Genomic DNA, 25,002 nt, shown 5'->3' with positions numbered 1-25,002 from the left:
GATGAGAGTGAAAGATGGATAACCGAACGATTGGTGATGCTGGGGAATACTTGGTTGCATTTCATCTCAGCCGACGTGGCCTGTCTACGGCGCTAATGAATGCTGGCACTAAGGGGGTGGATATGTTGGTGACAGATGATGGTAAAAGCGTGGTCAGCATTCAGGTGAAATCATCTCAAGGTAAAAGCCAGCCGGGGCAGTGGATGGTGGGCAAGCACCAGCCTAGCCCTTCAGCAAATTTCTTTTATGTTTTTTGCAATATTTGGGAAGATCTCCATCGTGAGCCTGAGATGCTAGTGGTGCCTAGTGAGCACGTCAGCCGCGCAGTGGATTGGAATGCCAAAGTACCCTTGTTCAAAATTCAGCCGAGAGAGAAAGAGAAATACCAAGACAATTGGGAGCAAATATTGCAGTGCTTTAACAAGTAACAAGATTGAATGCTCAGGATATTTCAACGAGATTTCAGCTCGTGTTCATGTACGCAAGCTGGTGCAGTGGGATAGGGCCATCTGGGATGAGACAAACGGCCGCAACATCGACCAGCTTGCCCGTAAGCATGGCCTGTCAGTGCCGCAGACCTATGCGGTGGTGGCAGAGCAGAGGCAGTTGACCAGACGGCGAATACAGCCAGACTGGTTCCAGTCGTAACGAAAGACTCCATCTCGGTGGAGCCTTTCGTTAACATTCACTTGGAGAGCAGTAAATAGTTAACAAAATAACCCATTGATATATTTATGTTTTATTGCTAAAACAAAATCAAGGATTCATTCGGTGTTGAACATATCTTTATAAGTAGAAGATATTCTGCCGTCTAGTAAATGGTCAATCTGCACAAGGAGAACTTAAGGTGAGTTACACAGCCACGACATTCAACGTTATGATTGCTTCACCTGGTGATGTCGCTTCAGAAAGGGCGATCGTTCGAGATGTCATCTACGAGTGGAATGCTATTAACTCTGGAGTGCGGAAAATAGTCCTTTTGCCAGTTGGTTGGGAAACTCATTCCTCGCCGGAAATGGGTGCTCCTGCACAGAAAATAATCAACAGCCAAGTGTTGAAAAAGTGCGACCTGCTTGTGGGGGTATTCTGGACCCGGATTGGCACACCCACTGAAAATCATTTGAGTGGCACAGTAGAGGAAATTGAGGAGCACATCTCGTCTGACAAGCCGGTTATGCTGTATTTTTCAAGTCAACCAGTTGCTATGGATACTGTTGACCTTGGCCAAGTTCAACGCTTAATAGAGTTCAAGCAATCTTGCCAAAACCGTGGCCTTTATGAGGGGTATGATAGCCATGCTGAGTTTAAAGAAAAATTCTATCGGCATTTGCAATTGAAAGTGAATGAACATCAAATTTTTCAAGTAGATGACTCTGAGGCGTTTGATGATGTTGTTGTCGAATCTCGCACTAAGATTCCAACCCTTTCTCAGGAAGCGAGAGTTTTGTTGAAAGAAGCCAGTCAAGATCGAGGGGGAGCAATTCTCCATGTCCAATATCTTGATGGAACTGCTATTCAGACGAACGGGAAGAATCTGATTCCTTCGATGGACCGGCGGGAAATAGCGAAATGGGAAAACGCGCTACAACAACTCAAAGAGCATGAGCTTGTGATTGGCCGTGGCAACCGTGGTGAAGTATTTGAGATTACAAACTTAGGATATCAAGTTGCCGACATGATCGTGTTATGAGTAGCCTTATATATAGATCTAACTATTTCGGACAACTATGTGTAGGCGCTACAGATGATTGAGATTCCAGCATCAGCCGTAACAGGCTCGCTCAGAGTTGGGCTACAGGTAGTTACTTCACATAAGAAGCCTGTGTTAGAGGTGTATTACCAATTGCGTAACCGATTTGGACCCGAGCACGAGTTCGATATGCCTGTTGGCGTGCATGGCAAAGACGTGCGGACTCACAGGACTCGACATCAAGATATCTTCATCCAGTTTACCTTAGTTAATATAGGTGGTGTTCGAGCTGAAAATGTAACTCTGCGTGTACAAGGTGATTTGAAGAGGAATAGCCCACGGGAAGATTTTGGTGGTGTTTTTAGGTCAACAATTGCCCAGTTTGCGCCAGGACAAAGCCAACATCTGTTTAGCTTTAGAGACACTGATCTATATGAGTTCCCAGAGGACGCTGGAGGTCGGCGGAGATTTAAATCAGAGTCCCTTAGCATCACTATTGAGTACAATGCCCCACCGGGAATCCTCAACTGGTTTTTGTCACTGCCAAATAGATTACGTGGCAAGAAAAGATTCACTAGCATTTTTTCTTTTTCGCCGGAAACAGTTGCCGGAGATTTGCCCCCAGCGGAGTATGCTTAATACATCATGCACAAAATATATACGAAGTGGGCCAGTAAGTCTTCAGCATTAACAATGTAACCCACCATAAACCCGCCCCATTAAGGCCCCTCGGTACGCTGCGATAACGCAGTTAATCGAGGGGCCTTTTATGTTGCCTGATACCTATCCCATAGCGCTTGCCTGGTTGCTCCGTCCCGATGTGGAAGGGGGCGAGGTCAACCACCCGGCCGACCGTGGCGGCCACACCAAGTTCGGCATGGCCGATGCCGCCGACGGCAAGAAAGACGGCATGCTCGATCTCGATCGCGATGGCAGGCCGGATATTGCCGTCGGCGATGCGACCCCTGCCCACGCCCAGCTGTTTTACCGAGCGAACTACTGGCTGCCAGCCCGTTGCGACCGGGTTGATAGCGTCTGCCCGCTGATTGCCATCGCCCTGTTCGACGGAGCCGTGCATCACGGCCCTGGTCGCTCGGTGCGCCAGTTGCAGCAGGCGCTCGGCGTCTTGGCCGATGGGCTATTGGGCTCCCATACCTTGCGGGTGCTGGCCGCCAAGACCGGCCGAGACGGTGGTCGGGCCCTGCTGCTCACGCTGCTTGAGATCCGCGCCGGCTTCATGCTCGGCATCGTGCGCAAAGACCCGAGCCAGTGGGCCAATGCCCACGGCTGGAGCAACCGCCTGCTGCGCCTGCAGAGCTACCTGCTCTCTACCCGGTTCGGGGAGGGGGCGGCATGAGCAAACCTAGCCTCATCAACAAGCGCCGCCAGGCGTTACAGGGGATCCAGGCCGCTGGCTATTTCGGCATCCCCGAACTCAAGAACCCCCGTTACCTCGCCTGCTTCAAGGATGGGCGCCGCGCCCATCTCAAGGCCTATCTGGCCGAACCCGCCTCCATGGACCTGGAGACGATCCCGCTCTACAGCCATCACGCCACTCGCCAATCCCTGTTTGCCCAGGGCTGGCGGTCGGTGGGCGAGTTGGATCGCCTGCGGGCCCGTGCCCGTCTTACCCCAACCCAACATAAGGAAGCCCATCATGGCTGATTCCCTGTTACCCCAAGCAAAGCCTGCGATCCAAAGCCGCGCCGTGATCGGCGGTGTGATTGCCGTGGGGGCCGGTATCGCCGGCCTGTTCGGCGTAGCGATCGATGCCGGTACCCAAGCCAGCTTGGTCTCCACCGCCGTGGATCTGGCCAGTACTATCGGCGGCCTGCTGGCCATCTGGGGGCGCCTCAAGGCGACCCACGTCATCAAATAAGCCATCAAGTAGGGCAGGAGACACCCTTGAGCGACCCCATAGACCGCGCCCAGCAGCTCGACGCCGAGCGGACCGGGCGACTTATTGACGCCCACCGGGCAAGGCCCAAACCCCGTGGCGATGGCATCTGTTGCGATTGTGATGAGCCCATCCCAATTGCGCGGCTGCATGCCGAACCCGATGCGCCGCGCTGCATCGAGTGCCAGACCCTATTCGAGCGCAAGGAGGCAATCCGTGTGGGATTTCATCGTTAAGAACTGGGGGCCCCTGTACGCCCTGGCCAGTCTGGTGGGGTTGATTGTCATCATCCTGCTCTCCAAGACCTATGCCAAACGGGAGGATGTCACCGGCCTGGCCGCCAGGGTGGCCAGGGTCGAGCAGCAACTTTCGGATCTGCCGACCGAGAAGGAGTTGCACACCCTGCAACTGGAGATAAGCGAATTGCGTGGCGAGCTGCGGGCACTGGCGCCGGAGCTGCGCCAGGCTCGCCGCCTGGCAGACCTGCTGCTGGAAAATGAACTCAAGGAGAGACCATGAGCATTCAAGGAATATTGGACGCCCAGCAACGCCTGGTGATCTTGCGCTCTCTGCTCGATATCGGCGGGGCTGCCAACGAGTCGATCCTCAATGACTGCCTCGACCAGCTGGGTACCGGCCGGGTGTCCCGGGATCGGGTCAAGACCCTGCTGGCCTGGCTGGATGAGCAGGGGCTGGTGCGCATCGAGAAATTGGCCCAGGTGCAGGTGGCCCATCTGACCGGCCGGGGCCAGGACGTGGCCGAAGGGCGATCCAGCGTGCCTGGCGTCAAGAAGCCCCGTGCCGAAGATTGAGGGAGGATGACCATGGCCGAGAAACCGACCCGGGGCCGGGCCAGCAAGGTGTGGCTGCTGCCCGAAGCTATCCGGAACGCCCTCAACGAGATGCTGCGCGACAAAGGCAACAGCCAGGCCGCCATCCTGGACGAGATCAATGGCCTCATTGAGGGCGCAGGGCTACCCGATGATCTCAAGCTCTCCCGCTCAGGGCTCAGCCGCCACGCCAGCCAGGTGGAGCAGGTGGGCCAGCACCTGCGCGACTTGCGGGAGACCACGGCGGCGCTCACCTCCCAGCTCGGTGACAAGCCGATGGGGGAGACCACCAAGCTCATCCTGGAGCTCGGCCGTTCCCAGCTGTTCAAGGCGATGCTGGCCCAGGTGCAGAACCCGGAGGAGGCGGTGGATATCGACATGCTGAAAAACGCCATGCTGGCTGCCCAGCGGCTCGAATCCACCGCCATGCAGAGCCATAAGCGGGAGAAAGAGATCCGCCAGGCCTTTGCCGAGGAGGTGGCTGCCAAGACCGAGGCCATCGTCACCCAGGCGGGCCTGAGCGGTGAAGCCGCCGCCGCCATTCGCCGCGAAATACTGGGGATTGCCTGATGACCACGATCGCACAGACCCCTCTCGCCCAGCAGTTGGCCCTGACCCTCGGTACCGAATACAACCCCGACGAGGTGTTGCTGCCCTATCAGAAGATTTGGATTGCCGACGAGAGCCCACTCAAAATCGCCGAGAAGAGCCGCCGTACCGGGATCACCTGGGCGGAGGCGGCCGACGCCGCCTTGAAGGCCTCCAAGACTAAAACGGCCGGCGGTTGCCACCACTTCTATGTAGGCAGCAACAAGGAGATGGCCCGCGAGTTTATCGACGCCGTGGCCATGTGGGCCAAGGCGTACAACAAGGCAGCCGGTGAGATCCAGGAGGAGGTGTTCACCGACGACGAGGACAAGGCGATCCTCACCTTCGTGGTCTATTTCGCCTCGGGCTTCAAGGTGCAGGCGCTCTCCAGCAACCCCTCCAACCTGCGGGGGATGCAGGGCAATGTGACCATCGATGAGGCCGCCTTCCATGACCGGTTGGCCGAGGTACTCAAGGCTGCCATGGCGCTGACCATGTGGGGGGCCAAGGTACGCCTTATCAGCACTCACAACGGCGTCGATAACCTGTTTAACCAGCTGATAAACGACAGCCGGGCGGGTCGTAAAGACTATTCCATTCACACCATCAGCCTGGACGACGCCTGCCGCCAGGGGCTCTATCGCCGCATCTGCCAGGTCAAAGGCACGCCCTGGACACAGGAGGCTGAGGATAGCTGGAAGGCGGGCCTCCTCAAGGCCACCGCCACCGAGGAAGACGCGCTGGAAGAGTATTTCTGCGTGCCCAAGCAGAGCAGCGGCGTCTATATCAAGCGCACCCTGATCGAGCGGGCCATGCAGCCGGAGATCCCCATCCTGCGCTTCACCGCCCCTGCGGACTTCGAGCTGCAAAGCGAGGAGACCCGCAAGGCGGTGGCGGAGATCTGGTGTGAGGAGAACCTCAAGCCCTGCCTGGAAGCGCTCGATCGCAATTGCCGTCATGTACTGGGGGAGGACTTCGCCCGCAAGGGGGATCTCTCGGTGTTTGTTCCGCTATCCATCGCGACCAGCCTGCGCAAGACCGTGCCCTTCGTGGTGGAACTGGTCAACGCTCCCTATGAGACCCAGCGCCAAATCCTGTTCTACCTGCTGCAGGGGCTACACCGCTTCACGGCGGCCGCCTTCGATGCCACCGGTAACGGCGGTTATCTGGCAGAAGCTGCTCGGCTGCGCTGGGGCGCCAGCATGATCGAGTGCGTGATGCTCAATGACCCCTGGTACCGGGAGTGGATGCCCAAGCTCAAGGCCGAGTTCGAGGACGACAACCTGGTGATCCCGCGCCATGCAGACGTGCAGGACGACCTCGGCAAAATCCAGGTCATCAACGGCATTCCCAAGATCGACAAGGGCAAGAACACCGGTCAGGGCGGCCAGCAGCGCCACGGCGACTTTGCGGTGGCCCTGGCCATGGCCGTGCGGGCCAGCTGGATGGAGGGGGGCGCCATCGAGTTCACCCCCTTACCTGGTAAACACGGGCGCGACAGCAACGACGACTATCACCCATCCCTCGGGACGAGGGATCTGATCAAAAGTGAGAGAGGGGGTTGGTAATGGCCGGACTCATCGACATTCATGGCAACTCGCTGCGCCTGCAGAAAGAGCCGCAAACCGAAAACGACGCCAAGCTGGCCCAACTGCGCCGCCACTACAGCGAGCACCCCACAGTGGGGCTCACCCCGGGCAAGGCGGCCGCTGCGCTCAAAGAGGCGGAGGAGGGGAGCCTCATCGCCCAGTGCGAGCTGGCCGAAGACATGGAAGAGAAGGACGCCCATCTGCAGAGCGAGCTTGGCAAGCGGCGCCGGTCCCTGCTCGGGGTGAGCTGGACCATAGAGCCGCCCCGCAATGCGACCCTCGCCGAACAGCGCGACTGCGACATGATCCGCGAGCTGCTGGAGGACTTCACCTGGTTGGATGATGCCATCTTTGACGCCACCGATGCGGTGCTCAAGGGGTTCAGTGCCCAGGAGTTCAGTGGCTGGGAAATGGTGGAGGGATTGCAGCTCCCCAAGGGCATCGTCTGGCGCGATCCCGCCTGGTTCCAGACCCACCCGGATGACTGGAACCAGTTGCGACTGCGGGACGGCAGCAAGGAGGGGGCGGCCCTCAATCCGTTCGGCTGGGTCATGCACAAGGCCAAGTCGAAGTCGGGGTATCTCGCCCGCACCGGCCTTATCCGCACCCTGGTCTGGCCCTTCCTGTTCAAGAACTACAGCGTGCGGGATCTCGCCGAGTTTCTGGAGATCTATGGCCTGCCGGTGCGCCTAGGCAAATACCCGGAAGGGGCGACCGAGAAGGAGAAGGCGACCCTGCTGCAGGCGGTGCTCTCCATCGGCCATAACGCTGGCGGCATCATCCCCCGGGGGATGGAGATCGAGTTCCAGAATGCGGCCAACGGTCAGGCCGATCCCTTCGTGGTGATGATGGACTGGTGCGAACGCTCCATGAGCAAGGCCATCCTGGGGGGAACCTTGACCAGCCAGGCCGACGGCAAGAGCTCGACCCATGCGCTCGGCAACGTCCACAACGAGGTGCGCCAGGAGGTACGGGATGCAGACCTTCGCCAGCTCGCCGCGACCCTGACCCGGGATCTGGTCTATCCGCTGTTTGCCCTGAACGGCAAGAGCTTCCAGGGGCCGCGCCGCTGCCCGCGCCTGGAGTTTGACGTGACCGAGCCCGAGGACATGCGCGATCTGGCCTATCCGCTGCGGGCCCTGGTGGGCATGGGGATGCAGATCCCAGCCCAGTGGGTGCGGGACAAGCTGCAGATCCCGGCCCCCAAGGAAGGGGAAGAGGTGCTGGTCATCGTCGATAAGCAGGCAGGGGCCGGGGAGGCGGCTCTCAGGGCGCAAGGGTTGGCGGCCTTGGCGGCAAAGAATCCTGTTCAGGGTGATAACAACGACGCCCAACTGGCGAGGCTGCAGGCGGAGGTCGCCCCCTTGCTTGCCAGCATGACCGATGCCGTCCAGGCACTGGTGATGCAGGCCACTACTCTGGAGGAGATCCGGGATGGCTTGCTGGCGCTGGAGCCCAACCTCAGTCATGACGAACTGGGGGCGCTGTTGGCCCAGGCCATTGCAGCCAGCGAACTGCTCGGCATGCTGGAGATGGAGGAGGGCAACTGATGCCCGTTCGTTACGGCAGTCTGCCGTTTGAGGAGGCGATCGCCTTCTTTCGCCAGAAGCTGAATATGCCGAGCGAGCGTTGGGCCGATGTGTGGCGGGATGCCCATAACCGCGCCTTTATGGTGGCGGGGGCGACCAAGACAGACCTGCTGGCGGACCTGCGCGGGGCGGTGGACAAGGCGATAAGCGAAGGGCAATCCATCGGGGCCTTTCAGAAGGCGTTCAAGGAGGTCGTGGCTCGCCACGGTTGGGAGCATACCGGCCCGGCGTCCTGGCGCTCTCGCGTCATTTTCGAGACCAACCTGCGCCAGAGCTACAACGCCGGGCGTGATGAGCAGATTGAGCGCATCAAGCACAAGCGCCCCTATGCGCTCTATCGTCACGGCGACTCCGAGCTCCCCAGGGATCTGCACCTCAAGTGGAACAACCTGGTGCTGCCGGTGGACCATCCCTGGTGGGATACCCACAGCCCCAGCAACGGCTACGGCTGCAAGTGCAAGAAGTTCCTGCTCTCCGAGGCGGATCTCAAGCGTCGGGGGTTGACGGTGGGCCAGGCACCGGATGACGGCAATTATGAGTGGGTGGACAAGGGGACCGGGGAGATACACAGGATCCCTCGTGGCATCGACCCGGGATTTGACTACCGGCCGAAGACGCCCGCCGCCTTGACCGAGGCCATGGCCAAGCGGGAGGCGGCGAAATCCGCGCTGGCCGAGCGCTTGCCGCAGCGGATGGTGGAGAGCGCGTTTTCGACGGCCAAGGGGGTGACGGCGCAGGGGGTCAGCGATCTGCTGGCCCAGCTACCCGCCCCCCAGCGCGAGTCCTTGGCGGCCTTCCTCAAAGCGCACCCAATCAAGACCCTATTTATCAAGCAGACCGAGATGGGCAAGGGGGCGGCAGGGCTCAAGGTTGCGCCGGCTATTGCCGAGTACCTGAGCACAGACCCTTACCTGGTTCGCTCCCTCTATTACACGCGCCGGGCCAGCGCGACCAACGGTTTTACGGCCAAAAGCTGGGGCCATCTGGTTATCAAAGTGAAGGCGGGTGATACACTCAAAGCAGTGGACATGCAGGCGGTGCAAGCGGCGGCGGCCGAGGTGGTGACCGATGCCCATGCCAACACCGGGCCCCGTCAGTGGCAGCCAAGGGGTACCAGCGGGGAGACCCTGCGCCGTCACTGGAGCATCTCCGCCAACGTCGGCGGCAAGCAGGGAGAATCAGCCCAGCGGCTCTCTACCTGGTTGCATGAACTCGGTCACCAGGTTCACTTCTGGGCCGGGGAGCCTGACCTGACGGGAGTGGGGCTGCTGACGGAGTATGCTGGCAAGACCAGGATGGAAGCTGCCGCCGAGGCGTTTGCCGCCTGGGTCTTGGCGAGGGATGCCATGGTGGCGCACTTCCCCGAACTGGCCAAACGGGTGGAGGCCATGCTGGCCCAGGCCACGACCGCCAGCCGCAAAGGAGAGAAAGGATGACCCTGTTGGAGCAAGCCAGCGCCCTGCTGTCAGAAGATGGCCCCTTTACCCTGGCACAGGCCAAGGCGCTGGATGCCTTGTGCGAACAAGCCGAAGGCGAAGAGGCCGACCTGCTGGGGGATCTCTGGGCCGCCGCCATGGCTGCGGCCGATGAGGAGGCCCTGCACTTTATGACCACCTTTGAGGATGACGTCTGATGGCGGGCAGCTTTATCGCCATCAGCCACCACGGGGTGGCCGATGCCCATGAGCTGCTGGCCCGGCTCTATCAGCGCACCGGCAACTTGAGCGAGCCCCTGGCGGATATCGGCGAGGGGCTGGCGCTCTCCCACCGGGATCGCTGGGATGTGCAGGAGACCCCGGAAGGGGAGCCCTGGGCCCCCCTCTCGGACAAGTACCGCGCCCGCAAGCCACGCCATGCAGACGAGGTGCTGCGCCTCAACGACGATCTGCGCGACACCCTCAACTATCAGGCCGATCCCCAGGCCCTCTACTTCGGCACCCCGCTGGAATACGGCGCCGCTCACCAGTTCGGCCGCCCCGAGATCAACCTGCCTGAGCGCCCCTATCTGGGGCTGTCGGAAACAGACCAGCAGAGCGTGTTGGAGACGCTGGAGGGGTATCTGAATCCAGACCGCTTGTAACGCTCTTGGTCCAGCGCCTACCTTCAGCCTATGAGGATAGTAAGCCTCATAAGGTTGTATGCGTCCTAGGCAGCTTTAAACAGCGTTAAACATCACTGAAGCTTTGTGCATCAGTCCCTCCATAAACGCTGTTGTGCTTCACTCTCTTGGTTTGAGTTTATTGTGATGCTCATCACTAAATGGGAATTGCTGAGTCATTTTTCGACATTTCCGGGTTGCATACAGCCTTATAGGCCTCATATCAAACCTGTGACCGGCTGATAGGATTTACGTATGTACTTGTTGTTACCAGTGAAGGTGTTGAACTGTGGCGTCTACCACCCTTGGCGTTATCGTGGTGAACACAATCCGCATAGGGATGCCACAACTAGAACCATGATGAACTTCAAAGAACCCACTGACCGTAGACATGCTCAAGCGGTGAAGGAATTGGGCGCAATGGTGTTGCGTAAGCTCCCATCAATTACTGTCACGATACATAACCGGAGTGTCTATCTGGTCAGCTTGCCGTTCACGATCGCTGTCGTACCTTCTTCAAAAGCAGGAGTTCACTCAGAAGGGTTGTTGCGTATAGCCGCTATGATTGCTGAAGCCTACCCTAACGCTCACGTAAACCCATTACTTCACCGTACTCGTTCTGTACCGAGTGCTCATAAGGAGAATGGTGATCGCTCAATTTACACTCACATGCAAAGTATCCAAGTACAGGGGTACGACCCTCATAGGGAAAGACACATACTTGTCTTAGATGACGTCACAACGACAGGAAGTAGCCTCAGTGCATGTTACTATCTGCTCAAAGATGTTGGGGCCGATGCTGTGGTGCCATTGAGCATTTTGGAGACAGCAAGTTACTAGCGAGGTTTACTGTGAAACCGATAGATATGAAAAAGTTGTTAGGTGTTGTGGTTCAAACGGAAGGGCTCTCTTCTGACACGACCCTTTTGAAGCTTTTTCAACATCTTACTTTTGAAAACTTCCGCGATGAGATTGACCTTTTGGAGGCAGTTAATGCATCTCACTTCCTGAAAGGGAAACTAGAAAGAAACGTTTTTGATGTATCACGGGAGTTAATCTATAAACACGAATTAGATGGAATAAAATTGCTCCCCATTGGAGAGGAAAATTATCCTATTTGCTTGGAAATCACTTCTAGACCGCCTGCAATATTGTACGTCAAGGGCGAGTTGGATTGTTTACGCAGTGTTCCTGGTGTGGCAGTCGTTGGGTCGAGAGAAATTTCCTCAGCTGGTACTGAAATTACAAGACGGATTACAACTCAGCTATGTGAGCATAGCTTTGTAATTGTTAGTGGGCTGGCAATAGGCGTCGATGCGACAGCACATAGAGCTGCTTTACAGGCTAGAGGTAAGACCATCGCTGTTTTGGCTCATGGCTTAGAAGAGGCAAAGCCTAAACAAAACACTCGACTTGGCCTTGAAATTCTTGAACGCGGTGGAATATGGGTTTCCGAATATCCAATGGGTAGAAGAGCTATGAAGCAGTCTTTTGTCCAGCGGAATAGAATTCAAGTTGGGTTGTCTTCTGGTTCGGTGCTGATAGAAGCGTCCTTAGATAGTGGAACAATGACCCAGGCAGAGTTTTGCATTAAAGAAAAAAGACCTTTATTTGCTGTCGTTCCGCATAGAGTAGATAACCCGCTGCATTTGAACTGTGAGGGCACACAGTCTTTGGTGGATAAAGGTGATGCCACTCCACTACGTACAAAGGATGATTATGATGGGCTGGTTAAAACGTTATTGATTTCGAAGGAGAATCTGAATCAGCGGGATTCATTTTTTTCTTTATCAACACCGTCTCTTCTTTAAAACAATGTCAAACGTGATTGACTAACCCACCATAAACCCCCTCTCTTCTCATGCCGCCGCACTATGGCGGCATGAACATATCCAAGACCCCATACGCAGCGCCCCTCGTGGCCATCCTCCATGCCAACCCCGTCAACGGGGAACGGCTGGCGGTGCTCGATGCGCAATTAAGCCCTCAAGGCGATGGCTGGCACCAGCTGCTGCCGGTCGGCCCCTTCAAGGCCCGTGACGGCCGCCCCTTTGACGTGCCTGGCGGCCACTGGCTGCTCGACAAAACGATCGCCACCACCCTGATCAACCGGGCCAAGGCGCTCGGCCAAGACATCCTTATCGACTACGACCACCAGACCCTCAAGGTGGATCAGAACGGCCAGCCAGCCCCAGCGGCCGGTTGGTACAACGCCGACGAAATCGAGTGGCGCGAGGGCCAGGGTCTCTTTATCAAACCCCGCTGGACCGAGCGGGCCGCCGCTCTGGTCGCCGCCAGAGAGTATCGCTTCCTCTCTGCCGTCTTCCCCTATGACGCCCAGGGCCGCCCCCTGGAGCTGCGCATGACCGCTATCACCAACGATCCCGGGGTGGTGGGCATGCAGGCGCTGGCGGCCCTGAGTGCGTTGCCTACCCAAACCGGCCCGTTGGCCACCCCCGCCCAAGCGGCACAAAAGGAGAAAACCATGAATGAACACTTGATCGCGCTGCTCGGCAAACTCGGCATTCAGCTGGGGGCCGATGGTCAGCTTACCGCCGAGCAGGGTACCGCCGCTTTGGCGGCCTTCGACAGCCTGCAGGCCAGTGCCAAGAAGGCACCGGAGCTGGAGGCCGCGCTCTCGGCCGAGAAGACCGCTCTGGCCGCCCTCAAGGCACAGACGACGTCAGAACAACAAGGAGCCCAGGTTGACCTGGCGCAATACGTGCCGGTGGCGACCTACAACGCCCTGGTCACCCAGGTGGCGGCCCTGACCGCCCAGGTGGACACAACCGATGCCGCCACCCTCATCAAGGAGGCCCGCCTCGCCGGCAAGGTGGTGGCGGCCGAAGAGGAGTACCTGACCGCCTTCGCCGCCCAGAAGGGGGTGGCCGCCCTCAAGGCCCTGCTGGAGCCGCGCCCGGCCATCGCCGCGCTCACGGCGAGCCAGACTGCTGCCGTCACTCTGCCGGAGAAGAAGGGGGAGGCCGTGCTCTCGGCCGAGGACAAGTACGCCGCTGACCAGCTCGGCATCAGCCACGAGGACTTTGCCAAGGCCAAGGCCTGAGCAAGCCCCCCCATTTCACGCGAAGGCAGTTCCGTTTAACCAGAGAAGGAATAAACCATGGCCATGATTACACCCGCGCTGCTGCAGTCCCTCTTCACCGGCTTCAAGAAGAACTTTGAAGACGCCAAGAGCGAGGCGCCGACCCAGTACACCAAGATCGCCACCGTGATCAAATCGACCACCAAGTCCAACACCTATGGCTGGCTCGGCAAGTTCCCGAGCTTGCGCAAGTGGGTCGGGGATCGGGTGATTGAGTCGATGAAGACCCACGGTTACCAGATCGTCAATGAAGACTTCGAAGCCACCGTGGCCGTCGATCGCAACGATATCGCGGACGACGAGCTGGGCATCTATGCCCCGCTGTTCGCCGAGATGGGGCGCTCGGCCGGGGTACATCCCGACGAGCTCTGTTTCGGTTTGCTGGGAGCCGGTTTCACCACCCCCTGCTACGACGCCCAGTATTTCTTCGATACCGATCACCCGGTCTACCCCAAGGTCGATGGCACCGGCACCCCGGCGCTGGTTGCCAACCTGGTGGTGGATGGCGCCTATACCGGCGAGCCCTGGTTCCTGCTCGATACCAGCCGCGCCCTCAAGCCGATCATCTTCCAGGATCGCAAGTCCCCCGAGCTCATCGCCATGACCAAGATCGACGACGAGGCGGTGTTCACCCGCAAGGAGTTCCGTTACGGGGTGGACTGCCGCGATGCCGCTGGCTTTGGCTTCTGGCAACTGGCGTTCGCCAACAAGCGGGCACTGACCCCCGACAACCTGTGGGATGCCTACAGCCGGATGCGGGAGTTCCAGGCGGACGGTGGCCGCAAGCTCGGCATCAAGCCGACCCTGCTGGTGGTGCCGGCGTCGCTTGAGAAGTTGGCGACCCAGATGCTGGAGCGCGAGCTGGAAAGCAGCTCCAGCAACGAGCTCAAGGGCAAGCTGGAACTGGTGGTGGCTGACTACCTGTAAGCGACACCGAGCTGTTTAACCGCGGGGTGAAGCGAGCGCAGTGTGGGCGTTTAACCCCCGTTTAAACCGGATCCTGGATTGAACGAGACAGAGGGAATCATGAGATGGAACACGAGATGGAACAGGCTATTCGCGTTGGCATCACATCAACGATTCGTCAGGTATATTTTCGCGCTGGCCTGGCGATTGCACCTGGCAAGTCTGAGCTGGCTGTGTCGCCTGTGCAGTGCGAGGCCCTGGAGGCCGATCCGCGCCTGGTGGTCACCCGCCTGGGTCAAGACGTCGCCCCTGCGACGGCTGATGCACCGCAGACGAACGGGGATCTGGACGCAGCAGTGGGCGGCCTGACTGGCTCGGGCTATCTGGCGGGCGTCGCCACGCTGGATGGTAAGGTCACCCCGTTGGCCGAGATGAAGGTCGATGAGCTGCGCGAACTGGCCGTGGAGATGGCGATTCCGGGCGCCGCCAGCATGAAGAAGGCCGAGCTGGTGGCTGCCATTGCGGCGACCGAGGTGCAATACCCGGTCAAGGACGAGGATGGCGCCACCACTGAACCGCCTGCCGACCCCGTGGCCGAGGGCGCCTGATATGTACGCCAGCGTCAACGACATGGTGACCCGCTTTGGCGAGGCGGAGCTGTTGCGCCTCGCCATGACCCCGGCCGGCGAGCTGGACAGTGCGGCCATCACCGTCGCCCTGCAGGACGCCGGCGCCCTGATCGACGGCTACCTGGCGGGGCGCTACCCGTTGCCGCTGGCCCATGTCCCGAGCGCCCTGGTCCCCATCTGTGCCGACATTGCCCGCCACCGCCTCTATGGCGAGCAGGCGCCGGAGCAGATAGCCAAGCGCAATGAGGCGGCCCTGGCCTTCCTCAAGTCGGTGGGCAAGGGGGAGCTGGCGCTGGGGCTGGCGGCCGACGGCGAGCAGGTGGAAAGCCAGAACCTGGCCCAGTTGCAGTCCGATGGCCGGGTCTTTGGCCGGGGAACTGGGGGCTTCCTATGAGTGCCCCCACGCCTGAACTCGACTACCTGGCGGCGGGGGAGCGGCTGCGCGAGCTGCTGCTGCCCTTGAAAGAGCAAGGGCTCAAGGAGGTGTTTGTGGCCACCGACCTGGAGGCGGTGGCCAACCTGGGGCAGCACACCCCAGCCATCCACATCGTCTACCAGGGAGAGCGAGAGAACGAGACCAGCCAAAGCGGGCGGCAAAGCACGTTCGATCAGGTTTGGCTGCTGGTGTTGGTGCATCGAGCCACCCCCAAGGAGGCCAGCGCCGGGGTGTGGCTGGGGCGCATGTTGCAGGCCGTGGCCGGTCGGGCCTGCGGTGACAGCACCTTTCGGCGTGAAAGCGCACCGGTCAAGCCGAGTTACAAGGGTGGGGTGGTCTATCTGCCCCTTGCCTTCAAGACGACAGTGAAATTCAAGGGAGAACGGTCATGAGCGAAACACTGCACCTGGAAGGGGATCTCTACATCGAGACCTTCACCAACAACGTCTCGAACGGGGTGATCGGCCCGGTGGACGTCAACAGCCTGGAAGTCAAACCGGACAGCGAGAAAATCAGTATCCCGAGTAAGCGCAAGCACAAGCTGGGTCAGGCGCGGGAAAGCTACTTCGTGGCCAAGCCTGCCACGGTCAATATCAAGACCAGCGAGATCCCGCCAGTGCTGCTGGCCGCCGCCTTTATGGGACTGGAGAGCCCCATCAACCAGGGGGCGGGGACGCTGACCGAGGTGCCGGTGACCCTGCTGGCGCACCCCAAGTGGGTGAGCCTGGGCAAGGCCAACCTCTCGGCCACCGGCCTGGTGGTGAAGGAGGGGGCCACCTCTTTGGTGCTCGGTACCGATTTTGAGATCAACTATGCACTGGGGTTGCTGCGGGCCACCAAGGCGGGGGCGGTGGCAGACGGTGGGCCCGTGACCGTCAGTGCCAGCTATAACGCCATCACCGGCACCCGCATCGCCGGCAACGTGCAGCCGGAGGTGAAGGCGAAGCTGACCCTGGATGGGCGCAGTGTCATCAGTGGGGAATCCATCCTGCTGACGGTACCCCGCGCCAGCTTGTCCCCCAAGAAGGCGGTGGATTTCCTGAGCGACAAGCCTATTGAGATCGAGCTGGAGGGGGAGCTGTTGGCCCTGGACGGCGAGGATGCGCCTTTCTATGTGGATCGGCCGGAGACGGTGTAAGGGCTGTGGAATAAGAAACGGCGGGGAAACCCGCCGTAACGAAAAGGAAAAGAGGATGCTCTTAGGTCAGTACACAAGAAACAACAACACCTATAGTACCGTCAGAAATAGAACCTAACATTTTGGAAATTAATTCAATCGTAGTCTCACTCATAATAAACCCCCCGTGATATATGTATGCAATCATATAAATAAAGTTGTAAGGGGATAAAATAAGATATTTGATGTAGATACAAATCAAAAACAAAAACATAGATACTAGTAGAAAACGTCTGTAGCTTCTTGTAGATACTTTCCCCAATACTGGCCTAAAAGCACCGGCTAATACCATCTCACAGATTGAGGTGTTTGTCAATCCATCTGTTGGATGGGCATGTTGTTAATGTGCAATTTTTCATATTGAAGTGAGATGATTAAAAACTGAAAGCTGGGTTGGATTGACCGATTTGATGTAAGCAATAATTCCCTCTCGAACGAATCGATTGTCATTTTCATTATATCGTTCTGAGAATTCAATTAACCGGCGATGTGTAATTTCTAATAATCTATGCGAAAGATTGATGTTGAAACACTCAATCAATGGTTGCGGTTTCGCTTCCTTCGTTGAATTTAATTCGAAGTGAGATTTTGATGCGGTTTTTTTGAGCAATTCGAAGGCTGTTTTTGTTATAGATTCATTCATTCCAGATACGATCAAATCATCCATATATAAGCTGATGCGTACATAACCAGTTTGATGCAACTTTTCTATCACTTTACCGAAACGACTACGATGTAAACAAATGGAAGCTAGTAGTGGAGATTGAACAAATCCATACGGTAGGCAGTGGCTATGGCGTTGTCCATTGGATACGGGAACGGTTGATTGTTTGGCTACGTCGCGAGCAATCTGATAGCTGAGTATGTCTTTTAAGCTCCTAGTTATACGTGTACGACTGATGCTTCCAAAAAAATTTTTGATATCGAGATGGGCGAAAAAATGATCATTAATGTGATGGTGTAATGCCGCTAAATGTCCGCCTGACTGAAGGTGAAAATAGTAGCTTGGGCAAGAATAACGTTTTAGTAACTCATCGTGCACCTGCCGCCCGAAGTCAGCAACCTGCTTGGTGGGGACATAGACCCAAGAACCTGGTTTGACTTCAAACTTTACAGTCCATCTTGGTTCGTTCACGAGGGCTTAGGGTTCTTATAAGGTAGTTAAAAGCCATGTTAACGAGTTCTGAGAAGTGCTCATTGAACAGCTTCACAATTTCTGTGATCAAGATGATCACAGCAGTGCGATAGCTATACTTTGCTGCTGTATTCTCAGTGTGCTCCTTAACTAGGCGGTTATGTTTTTTACTCATAACACACCCTCCACACACGCACTCGACGGGTCCTAGCGCAAGGCGCATGGCTTAAACTAACCGGCAACTCGTGGACCCCATAGACCCCATGGAACCATTGGGACTAGTGGGCCACGTGGCGAGTCGCAAGGCATCACAACGTGACAAGTGGATCGCTCTGCCCCCTGGAGAGCCCAAGTGGCCTAACGTCGAGTGACCGCCGAATCATACGGATGTACCGTTTGGAGCACAACACTCTTTAATCCGCCATAAACCCTGAATTCTTCATCAAATCCTCAAAATGAGAGCTATCGCACTTTAACGAGATAGCCCATGTCCACCTCTTCCACCCTCAAACTTGCCCTAGAGCTGGCGGCCAAGGTCACCGGCCGGGAAGACTTGGCCGCCTTGGCGGGTGAAGTGCAGGAGCTGGGTCCTATCTCAGACGAGACGGCCGCCGAGACAGAGCGCCTCGCCACCACTCTGGAAGAGTTAAGCCAACAGCGTGACCTCATCACCCAGTTCGAGGCGAGCGGCCGCGCCCTGACCCAGCTCGAATTGGCCACCGTGCTCTCCCGGGACCGCTTGGCCGAACTGCGCCGCGAGCAGCAGGGGGCGGCGGGTAGCGCTCGCCAGCTCACCGACCAGGAGCGACTGCTGGCTTCCGAAGTCAAGCAGCTGGAGCGCCAGCTGATTGCCCAGCACCGCGAAGTTGGCCGCCTGCGTGGGAGCCTATCCCAAGCGGGGATCGATACCCGCAACCTTGCCCAGGATCAAGCCAGACTGCAGCGCGAGCTGCGCGAGAGCGTGGCCCAGACCGAACGGCTGGGGCGCTCCCTGGTGCAGGGGGGCCAAGGCGCTGGCGGATTCCAGGGGGCTATCGGCAGTCTGACCGGGCGCCTCGTAGCCCTGGCCGGAACCTGGTTCGGGATCCAGACCCTCACCACCCAGCTGATGGCCATGTTCCAGACCGGCGATCAGGCCGAACGCCTTGGCGTCCAGCTCAAGGCGGTGATGGGGTCGATTGCCGGCGGCAAAGAGGCCTCCGCCTGGATCCAGGACTTCGCCAAGAACACCCCGCTGCAGCTCGACGAGGTGACCCAGGTCTTCGTGCGCCTGAAAGCCTTTGGCATCGACCCCATGAACGGCGCCATGCAGGGCATCGTCGATCAGGCCTACAAGCTCGGCGGCGGCTTCGAGGAGGTGCAGGGCATCTCCCTAGCGCTGGGCCAGGCCTGGGCCAAGCAGAAGCTGCAGGGCGAAGAGATCCTGCAACTGATCGAGCGCGGGGTGCCGGTGTGGCAGCTGCTGGAGCAGGTCACCGGCAAGAACACCGCCGAGCTGCAGAAGCTCTCGGAAGCGGGCAAGCTCGGCCGGGACACCATCCAGGCCCTGATGAACGAGATCGCCGCCCAGTCGAGCGGGGCGGCCGCCAACAACATGAGCCTGCTCTCGGGGCTGATCTCCAACGCCCAGGACAACCTGGCCAAGTTCTACCGCATGGTGGCGGAGAACGGGGCGCTGACTTGGCTCAAGAATCAACTGGCCAGCCTGAACCGTGAATTCGACCAGATGGCCCAGGATGGCCGCCTGCAGGCGTGGGCTCAGCGCCTCTCCGACGGCATCGTCGGGCTTGGGGAGTCCATCAAGAGCTTCATCCAGACCGTCTATGCCTGGCGCGATGCCCTGCTGGTGATGGCTCAGGCCTGGTATGGCCTGAAAATCGCGGGCTGGATTGCCGATCTGCGCGGCCTCTACGGCCAGTTCATCGCCCTACCTGCGGCGACGGCCACGGCAGCAGGAGGCATGACCACGGCAGGCACGGCAGCGGCCGGGGCGGCGATCGGGGTGCGGGCGCTGGGCATGGCCATCAGGGCTGTGCTGGCTGCCGTGACGGTGGAATCCATCATCCAGATCACCCAGTTCGCCAACGCACTGCGCCAGCTGGTGCAGGCCGAGCTGGCGTTGCGAGAGGCGCAGGTCCAGCGCTCGCAAACCCAGGCCCAGCTCAATGGCCAACTGGCAGCCCTCTCTGCCGAGCTGGGGTTGGCCATCACCAGCGTGGCAGACCTCGATCGCCTGGTCGCCGGAGGCAAGGTGCATTACGACGAGGCCACCGGCAGCTGGCGAGCAGGGGCCGCCGCCGTTAAGGCGTTGGGCGATGAAGCCAAGCAGACCCGCGACTATCTTGCCGAAATCAACACGGTGGCCAAGCAGACGGCGGCGGATGGTCCGGCAAAGCTGGCCAAGGCATTTGATGAGCTGGGGCTGGACTTCGAGCGGGCTAATGGTCGTATCGGCGCCAGTTTCCAGAATACGCTTGGCGCCTTGGATACCCTGGTGCAATACACCGGATCTAGTTCGGCAGCCTGTGAAGAAGCCCTGGCGGCGGCGTTCAACCAAGCGAAGAACAAGGCCGAGATCGATGCGGTGATCGAGCGCATGCAGGCGATGGCCAAGCAGGGCCAGCTCACCGGGGATGGCATCACCCGCTCCATGGCCATTGCCGCCGACGCCATGAGCAAGGTGAAGGGGGGCAGCGGCGATGCCAAACAGGCGGTGGCGGCGATCGGCGATGGCTTCGACACGGCCGCCGCCAAGGCCAAGAGTGCCACCGATGCCATGCGATCCAATCTTCGCGGCGTACAGAAAGAGGCAGAGCAGACCGGTAATGCTGTGGCCTCTGCAGGTGGTGGGGGCGGTGCCGGTGGGGGCCGAGGGGACGTCACCCGCACCGTGGGCGCCGGCTCGTTCTTCTACAAGACAGTGGACATCAACAACCTGCGGGGCAATGCCGATGCCCTGGCCAACACCCTCGCAGGCGTGGAAGAGGAGCTGGCCCGCTACAGCCAGAAGGTCAGGGACATCCCGGCCTATAGCGAGTGGAGCAAGTGGTACGCAGAGAAGTTCCAGAAGGAGATGGAGGCCATGCGCACCAAGCTCCAGCAGGAACTGAGCAAAGCCCAGGCCAAGGAAGCAGAGAAGGCGCAGACCACCACCTCGGCTGCCAGTCAAGCCGGGCCATCTTCCCAAACCTCGTTCACCCAGGGGCAGCCCCAGCGGATCATCATCGAGCTGAGATCAGGCACCGCCCGAGCCGAAGTTCAGGCCGATGAGGCCAATGCTGCCGCCTTTATCAACCTCCTTAAGCAGCAAGGATTGCGCTCATGAACGTCACCTTAAACGGGCTGCTCCTGCCCGATGATCTCGTTTGGCGCGACGAGTTCGATTGGTCGCCCGTCGAGCAGGTTGTCACGCCGACGCTCTCTGGCGCTCTCCTGGTCGAGGAAACGGCCACGCCGGAGGGACGCCCCATCACCCTGGTGGGCCATGCCCCCCGCGCCACGGTGCTCTTGCTTAAAGCGCTGGAGGCGCAGGTGGCCCAGCTGATGACCCTCACTTTGCTCGATGGGCAGCAGCGGGAGGTGGTCTGGCGGCGGCCTGGTGTTGTGGCCATCCCCGTGATCGAGATGGCTGACCCCGAGGCGGGTGAGCCCTATGCCCTGACTCTTAACTTCACCGAGGTGATCCGATGACCATTCATTCCGGCGACATCAAACTGATGGCCAGTCAGCGGTTGACTGACACCACGGACGGCGGCGGCCGCATCACCGGTCATGAAATCGTGAGCGGCGAGCACAATGGCCTGTTTCAGGACATCAGCGATCTCGACCGCACTTATGGGGTGGTCAGCATGCGCAAGGCGTTTCTGGCGGTGCAGACGGATGACACGGACACCTATCGGGGTGCCCATATCATCGTGCAGGTGCCCCCGGCTGACCCGAACGTGGGGCTATGCCTCATCAACACCCGGGATCATCACGACACCCGCGCCAATGCCCGCGACGTGCTGGAGCGTTATCTGGCCCGTGGGCCCAAGTGGCGCGGCTTCCTGTACGACACCCAGCTCGAAGGCCAGCGGGCGATCCGCTTCTTCCAGCGCGTCGAGGTGCGCCTGCCGGAAGTGGGGGAGACCCTGGTGCTGGTCGGCAACGAGGGCAAGGCGGGGGAGTTCGAGCAGTACGTGCGGGTGCTGGAAGTCACCCAGCAGCTGGCCAAGTTCCAGGTGCCCAACGTGCCCGAGTTCACGCGCAACGTGGTGACCTGCAAGCTGGCGGACCCGCTGCGTTACACCTTCGAGGGGGAGCAGCCGACCCCCTATGATGTGGTGACCAACGTCAAAACCGCCCTGCGGGAAACCGTGGTGGCCGATGCCGCCAACTACTTCGCCACCACCAAGCTGGCGGAGGCGGTGAACCTGGGCGCCATGCAGGTGCGGGCCAAGACGATCTTTACCCAGATCGTGCCGTCTGCCCGCACCGAGACCCCAGCGGTGGATCTGACAGCGGCTGGCGAGATGGCCAGCCTGGTGGACTCTGGCAAGGGGCTGGTCAGCTTCTCGACCGTGGTCAGCATTGCCCCCAGCCGGGGCCTGTTCCTCGGCACGGGTGTGAAACCCGGCACCCTGACCATCACCATCGGTGCGGCCGTCATCACTGACAAGGGGGGCGAGCTGGTTGTGGCCGGGTCCGTGGTGGGTGCTATCGACTATGGCCGTGGTCAGCTGGAGTTCAACGCCCAGTGCCCGAACTACGGGGCCGCCAGCAAAACCATCAGCTTCTGGCCAGCGTCTCGCCCGTCCCGTATCGCTGACACGGCCAGGATCGACATCAAGGCCAACAACCGGGGCTATGCCTACACCATCACCCTGCTGCCGACTCCGGCACCGGGCACCCTCACGGTGTCGTTTATGGCGCAGGGGAAATGGTACGACTTGAAGGACAACGGGCGCGGCGAGCTGTTCGGCGCGGATCGCTCGTTCGGCACCGGGATCGTCAACCTGGCCACCGGGTCGGTCATGCTGACCCTGGGGGCCCTGCCGGACGTGGACACCGCGATCCTGTTCAGCTGGGCGACCCCGGTCAACTACACCAACCGCAGCAACCAGCCCATCAGCATCAGCAAATCGGCATGGCAACTGCCCCACACCGGGATCACCCCCAAGAGCGTGATCCTGACTTGGGGCAGCGGCCAAACGGCCAACGATGCGGTGGGGGACGGGCGCCTGCGCGGCGACATCACCGGCACCATCAACTATGCCGAGGGGGTGGTCATCCTCGATCACATCACCCTGCCGGCGCTGGGCCAGGAGTACATCGCCCAGTACCAGTACGGTGAGCCGGTGACCGAGCGCCACGTTGAACCGGGGCGCCTGAGTACCCCCGGCCAGGTGGGGCACCTCTCTATCACCCTGGACGGGGCAGGTGGCGGGGCCACCAACCTGACCCCCGGGTCGGTGCATGTCAAATTCAACGCGCTCTATCACAAGTTCGATGTGGACGATCAGGAGCTGGTGATCCAGACCCGCGACCCGGTGATCACCCTGCTGGATGACGGCCAGGGCAACCTCAAGGACGCCAGCGGCAACACCCTGGGGGCCATTAACTACGCCGCCGGCACCCTGCATTTCATGCCGGATGGCAGTGCCCCCTTGCCCAAGCCGACCTATGCCTGGGTGACCGTGGGCACCAAATGGGTGGGCAACAACCAGGTGGCGGTGCAGCGCTGGACCATGACCGGCATCGAGTACCACAACACGGCGTACACCTTCCCCGATGGCGAGGGGGGCTGGGTCGAGGTGACCTACCGCAACAACAACAGTGCGCTGGCGCAAAACGCCACCCTGACCGCCCAGGCGCTGCGCATTGATGTCACCCCCGGGTTTGCGGAGGCCATTCTGGAAGGGTCGCTGCGCTTCACCCTGGGGGGGAGCACCTACGTGGATCGGCAGGGACTGCTCTACCGCAACCCGGACCCGGAGACGGGATCCGGTATCCAGGCAGGGACCATCGACTACTCGAACGGGTTGGCGGTGCTGTCTGACTGGGCGGCCGGGCAGACGGCGCAGCCGTCGCTGCAGTCCCTGGCCACCTCGTTCAGTGCCCAGTCGGTGGATGAGGTGACCTTCCGCACCCCGGGGGCGCCGGTGGCGCCGGGTAGCCTCTACATCAGCGCCAACACCGCGAGCGGGCGGCGCATTGAGGCCACGGCGGACGGGGACGGCTATTTCACCACCACCGACATGGATGGCCGGGTGAACTACCAGACCGGGGTGGTGACGGTGCGCTTTGGTCGGTTCGTCACCGCTGCGGGCAACGAGAGCCAGCCCTGGTATGACGTTGACCAGGTGGGGCTGGACGGCAAGATCTGGCGCCCCACTAGCGTGGTGGCCGACACCATCCTGTTCAACTGTGTGGTGTTCAGCTATCTACCCCTCGATGCCGACATCATCGGGCTGGATCCGGTGCGGTTGCCGTCCGATGGCCGGGTGCCCTTCATCCGCAAGGGGACCACGGTGGTGGTTCACAGCACCCGCAAGTCGGCGTTCCCGCTGGGGGTCAGTGCAGGGCAGCAGCTCAGCACCGGCCGCACCCGCCTGGCGCATGCCCATGTGGAGGACAAGAATGGCAAGGCGCTGGCGACCACCCTCTACAGCGTCAACCTGGATAGCGGCGTGGTGACCCTCGGCACCCCATTAGACCTGACCGGCTATGTCGAACCCCTCTATGCCGTGCATCGCATTGAGGACATGAGCCTGGTCAGCGACGTGGAGATCTCGGGGCGCCTGCTGCTGACCAAGGCACTGTCCCATGCCTATGACCCGGCAGATACCTATGTCTCCAGCGCCCTCATCATCGGCGACCTGTGGGCCAGGTATACCAACCTGTTCGATCAAAAGGCGTGGACCAATGTCTGGTCTGATTACCTCATCGGCGATCAGTCTACGGCGCAATACAACGACACGGTTTACCCGATCCTGGTCACCAACCGAGGCGCCCTGCAGGAGCGCTGGGCGGTGATCTTCACCTCCAGCACCACCTTTGTGCTGGTCGGGGAGCATGTGGGCCAGATCGCGGCGGGGGATGTAAACACCGACTTGGCCCCCATCAACCCCAACAACGGCCAGCCCTATTTCCTGCTGGACAAGCGGGGCTGGGGGTCAGGCTGGGCGAGTGGCAACGTGCTGCGTTTCACCACCCAGGCAGCCGGCGCCCCCTTCTGGCCGATCCGTACCGTGTTGCAGTCGGTGGCGTCACAGGATACCGACAAGTTTGAGCTGGCCCTGCGCGGCAACATCAACACCCCATAAGGGACCAACCAGGTGGGGCAATCTGCCCCACC

27 protein-coding genes are annotated in these 25,002 nt (G+C 59.8%); 26 read left to right on the top strand and 1 reads right to left on the bottom strand.

The genetic code is table 11. The features are described from left to right. Positions 1-14: 14 nt before the first annotated feature. From ACB037_RS01890 to ACB037_RS01780, 23 genes are all read left to right on the top strand, one after another. Positions 15-428: a hypothetical protein gene (locus ACB037_RS01890; protein ID WP_323928865.1), complete on the top strand. Its 414-nt coding sequence runs from the start codon at positions 15-17 to the stop codon at positions 426-428. Next, complete coding sequence (locus tag ACB037_RS01885; protein ID WP_323928821.1) at positions 337-648, top strand: Mor transcription activator family protein; 312 nt, start codon at positions 337-339, stop codon at positions 646-648. Before ACB037_RS01890 ends, ACB037_RS01885 begins: the two co-directional genes overlap by 92 nt. 199 nt (positions 649-847) lie before the next feature. Further along, positions 848-1,690 (top strand): DUF4062 domain-containing protein, encoded by an 843-nt coding sequence (locus ACB037_RS01880; protein WP_323928820.1) that lies wholly within the window; start codon positions 848-850, stop codon positions 1,688-1,690. Positions 1,691-1,744: 54 nt separating this feature from the next. Then, on the top strand, positions 1,745-2,329 hold the full coding sequence (locus tag ACB037_RS01875) for a hypothetical protein (protein WP_323928819.1): 585 nt from the start codon (positions 1,745-1,747) through the stop codon (positions 2,327-2,329). A gap of 130 nt (positions 2,330-2,459) precedes the next feature. After that, complete coding sequence (locus ACB037_RS01870) at positions 2,460-3,047, top strand: glycoside hydrolase family 108 protein (protein ID WP_180907204.1); 588 nt, start codon at positions 2,460-2,462, stop codon at positions 3,045-3,047. After that, positions 3,044-3,355, top strand: coding sequence for a hypothetical protein (locus tag ACB037_RS01865; protein WP_227263647.1), 312 nt, complete (start codon positions 3,044-3,046; stop codon positions 3,353-3,355). Before ACB037_RS01870 ends, ACB037_RS01865 begins: the two co-directional genes overlap by 4 nt. Next, positions 3,348-3,569: a hypothetical protein gene (locus tag ACB037_RS01860; protein WP_227263648.1), complete on the top strand. Its 222-nt coding sequence runs from the start codon at positions 3,348-3,350 to the stop codon at positions 3,567-3,569. The genes ACB037_RS01865 and ACB037_RS01860 overlap by 8 nt, the downstream gene beginning before the upstream one ends. Positions 3,570-3,595: 26 nt before the next feature. Then, positions 3,596-3,823 carry a TraR/DksA C4-type zinc finger protein gene (locus ACB037_RS01855; protein ID WP_042074576.1) on the top strand — a complete coding sequence of 76 codons (228 nt, stop codon included), beginning with the start codon at positions 3,596-3,598 and terminating at the stop codon, positions 3,821-3,823. Beyond that, positions 3,804-4,106, top strand: coding sequence for a DUF2730 family protein (locus tag ACB037_RS01850; protein WP_081332095.1), 303 nt, complete (start codon positions 3,804-3,806; stop codon positions 4,104-4,106). The genes ACB037_RS01855 and ACB037_RS01850 overlap by 20 nt, the downstream gene beginning before the upstream one ends. Next, positions 4,103-4,399 (top strand): hypothetical protein, encoded by a 297-nt coding sequence (locus ACB037_RS01845; protein WP_010674005.1) that lies wholly within the window; start codon positions 4,103-4,105, stop codon positions 4,397-4,399. The genes ACB037_RS01850 and ACB037_RS01845 overlap by 4 nt, the downstream gene beginning before the upstream one ends. A gap of 12 nt (positions 4,400-4,411) precedes the next feature. Next, positions 4,412-4,987: a DUF3486 family protein gene (locus tag ACB037_RS01840; protein WP_227263650.1), complete on the top strand. Its 576-nt coding sequence runs from the start codon at positions 4,412-4,414 to the stop codon at positions 4,985-4,987. Further along, positions 4,987-6,573: a terminase large subunit domain-containing protein gene (locus tag ACB037_RS01835; protein ID WP_323928818.1), complete on the top strand. Its 1,587-nt coding sequence runs from the start codon at positions 4,987-4,989 to the stop codon at positions 6,571-6,573. Before ACB037_RS01840 ends, ACB037_RS01835 begins: the two co-directional genes overlap by 1 nt. After that, complete coding sequence (locus ACB037_RS01830; protein WP_227263652.1) at positions 6,573-8,144, top strand: DUF935 domain-containing protein; 1,572 nt, start codon at positions 6,573-6,575, stop codon at positions 8,142-8,144. The genes ACB037_RS01835 and ACB037_RS01830 overlap by 1 nt, the downstream gene beginning before the upstream one ends. Then, a complete protein-coding gene (locus ACB037_RS01825) occupies positions 8,144-9,619 on the top strand; it encodes a phage minor head protein (RefSeq protein ID WP_371174820.1) in 1,476 nt (491 codons plus the stop codon). The genes ACB037_RS01830 and ACB037_RS01825 overlap by 1 nt, the downstream gene beginning before the upstream one ends. Beyond that, positions 9,616-9,816, top strand: a complete 201-nt coding sequence (locus ACB037_RS01820) for a hypothetical protein (protein WP_227263654.1) — start codon at positions 9,616-9,618, stop codon at positions 9,814-9,816. Before ACB037_RS01825 ends, ACB037_RS01820 begins: the two co-directional genes overlap by 4 nt. Continuing rightward, a complete protein-coding gene (locus ACB037_RS01815) occupies positions 9,816-10,262 on the top strand; it encodes a phage virion morphogenesis protein (RefSeq protein ID WP_227263655.1) in 447 nt (148 codons plus the stop codon). The genes ACB037_RS01820 and ACB037_RS01815 overlap by 1 nt, the downstream gene beginning before the upstream one ends. Positions 10,263-11,131: 869 nt before the next feature. Then, positions 11,132-12,091, top strand: coding sequence for a DNA-processing protein DprA (locus ACB037_RS01810; protein ID WP_227263656.1), 960 nt, complete (start codon positions 11,132-11,134; stop codon positions 12,089-12,091). A 50-nt stretch (positions 12,092-12,141) separates the two neighbouring features. After that, the gene (locus ACB037_RS01805) at positions 12,142-13,344 is read left to right on the top strand and encodes a phage protease (protein ID WP_323928816.1); all 1,203 of its coding nucleotides are present in this window, start codon (positions 12,142-12,144) and stop codon (positions 13,342-13,344) included. 57 nt (positions 13,345-13,401) lie between these two features. Further along, positions 13,402-14,310 (top strand): Mu-like prophage major head subunit gpT family protein, encoded by a 909-nt coding sequence (locus tag ACB037_RS01800; protein ID WP_128296919.1) that lies wholly within the window; start codon positions 13,402-13,404, stop codon positions 14,308-14,310. A 104-nt stretch (positions 14,311-14,414) separates the two neighbouring features. Next, entirely contained in the window at positions 14,415-14,897 is a 483-nt protein-coding gene (locus tag ACB037_RS01795; RefSeq protein WP_257710450.1) for a Rho termination factor N-terminal domain-containing protein, read from the top strand. 1 nt (position 14,898) lies between these two features. Next, positions 14,899-15,312 (top strand): phage protein Gp36 family protein, encoded by a 414-nt coding sequence (locus ACB037_RS01790; protein ID WP_323928815.1) that lies wholly within the window; start codon positions 14,899-14,901, stop codon positions 15,310-15,312. Further along, the gene (locus tag ACB037_RS01785) at positions 15,309-15,746 is read left to right on the top strand and encodes a hypothetical protein (protein WP_323928814.1); all 438 of its coding nucleotides are present in this window, start codon (positions 15,309-15,311) and stop codon (positions 15,744-15,746) included. The genes ACB037_RS01790 and ACB037_RS01785 overlap by 4 nt, the downstream gene beginning before the upstream one ends. Further along, a complete protein-coding gene (locus tag ACB037_RS01780; RefSeq protein WP_323928813.1) occupies positions 15,743-16,492 on the top strand; it encodes a hypothetical protein in 750 nt (249 codons plus the stop codon). The genes ACB037_RS01785 and ACB037_RS01780 overlap by 4 nt, the downstream gene beginning before the upstream one ends. Positions 16,493-16,886: 394 nt before the next feature. On the opposite strand, the gene ACB037_RS01775 is transcribed toward ACB037_RS01780, so the two are convergent. Continuing rightward, positions 16,887-17,666 (bottom strand): reverse transcriptase domain-containing protein, encoded by a 780-nt coding sequence (locus tag ACB037_RS01775; protein ID WP_371174819.1) that lies wholly within the window; start codon positions 17,664-17,666, stop codon positions 16,887-16,889. A 487-nt stretch (positions 17,667-18,153) separates the two neighbouring features. Here ACB037_RS01775 and ACB037_RS01770 point away from each other — a divergent pair, with 487 nt between their 5' ends. The 3 genes from ACB037_RS01770 to ACB037_RS01760 are packed head-to-tail and all read left to right on the top strand — an operon-like array spanning position 18,154 to position 24,970. Beyond that, positions 18,154-20,991: a tape measure protein gene (locus tag ACB037_RS01770; protein WP_323928811.1), complete on the top strand. Its 2,838-nt coding sequence runs from the start codon at positions 18,154-18,156 to the stop codon at positions 20,989-20,991. Then, on the top strand, positions 20,988-21,356 hold the full coding sequence (locus ACB037_RS01765; RefSeq protein WP_216944085.1) for a hypothetical protein: 369 nt from the start codon (positions 20,988-20,990) through the stop codon (positions 21,354-21,356). The genes ACB037_RS01770 and ACB037_RS01765 overlap by 4 nt, the downstream gene beginning before the upstream one ends. Continuing rightward, the gene (locus ACB037_RS01760) at positions 21,353-24,970 is read left to right on the top strand and encodes a curculin (mannose-binding) lectin protein (RefSeq protein ID WP_323928810.1); all 3,618 of its coding nucleotides are present in this window, start codon (positions 21,353-21,355) and stop codon (positions 24,968-24,970) included. The genes ACB037_RS01765 and ACB037_RS01760 overlap by 4 nt, the downstream gene beginning before the upstream one ends. Positions 24,971-25,002: the final 32 nt, after the last annotated feature.

This window comes from Aeromonas sp. S19(2024) (assembly GCF_041402625.1).
In the GTDB taxonomy this organism is placed as follows: domain Bacteria; phylum Pseudomonadota; class Gammaproteobacteria; order Enterobacterales; family Aeromonadaceae; genus Aeromonas; species Aeromonas caviae.
This window is presented reverse-complemented; position numbering and strand designations above follow the sequence as displayed.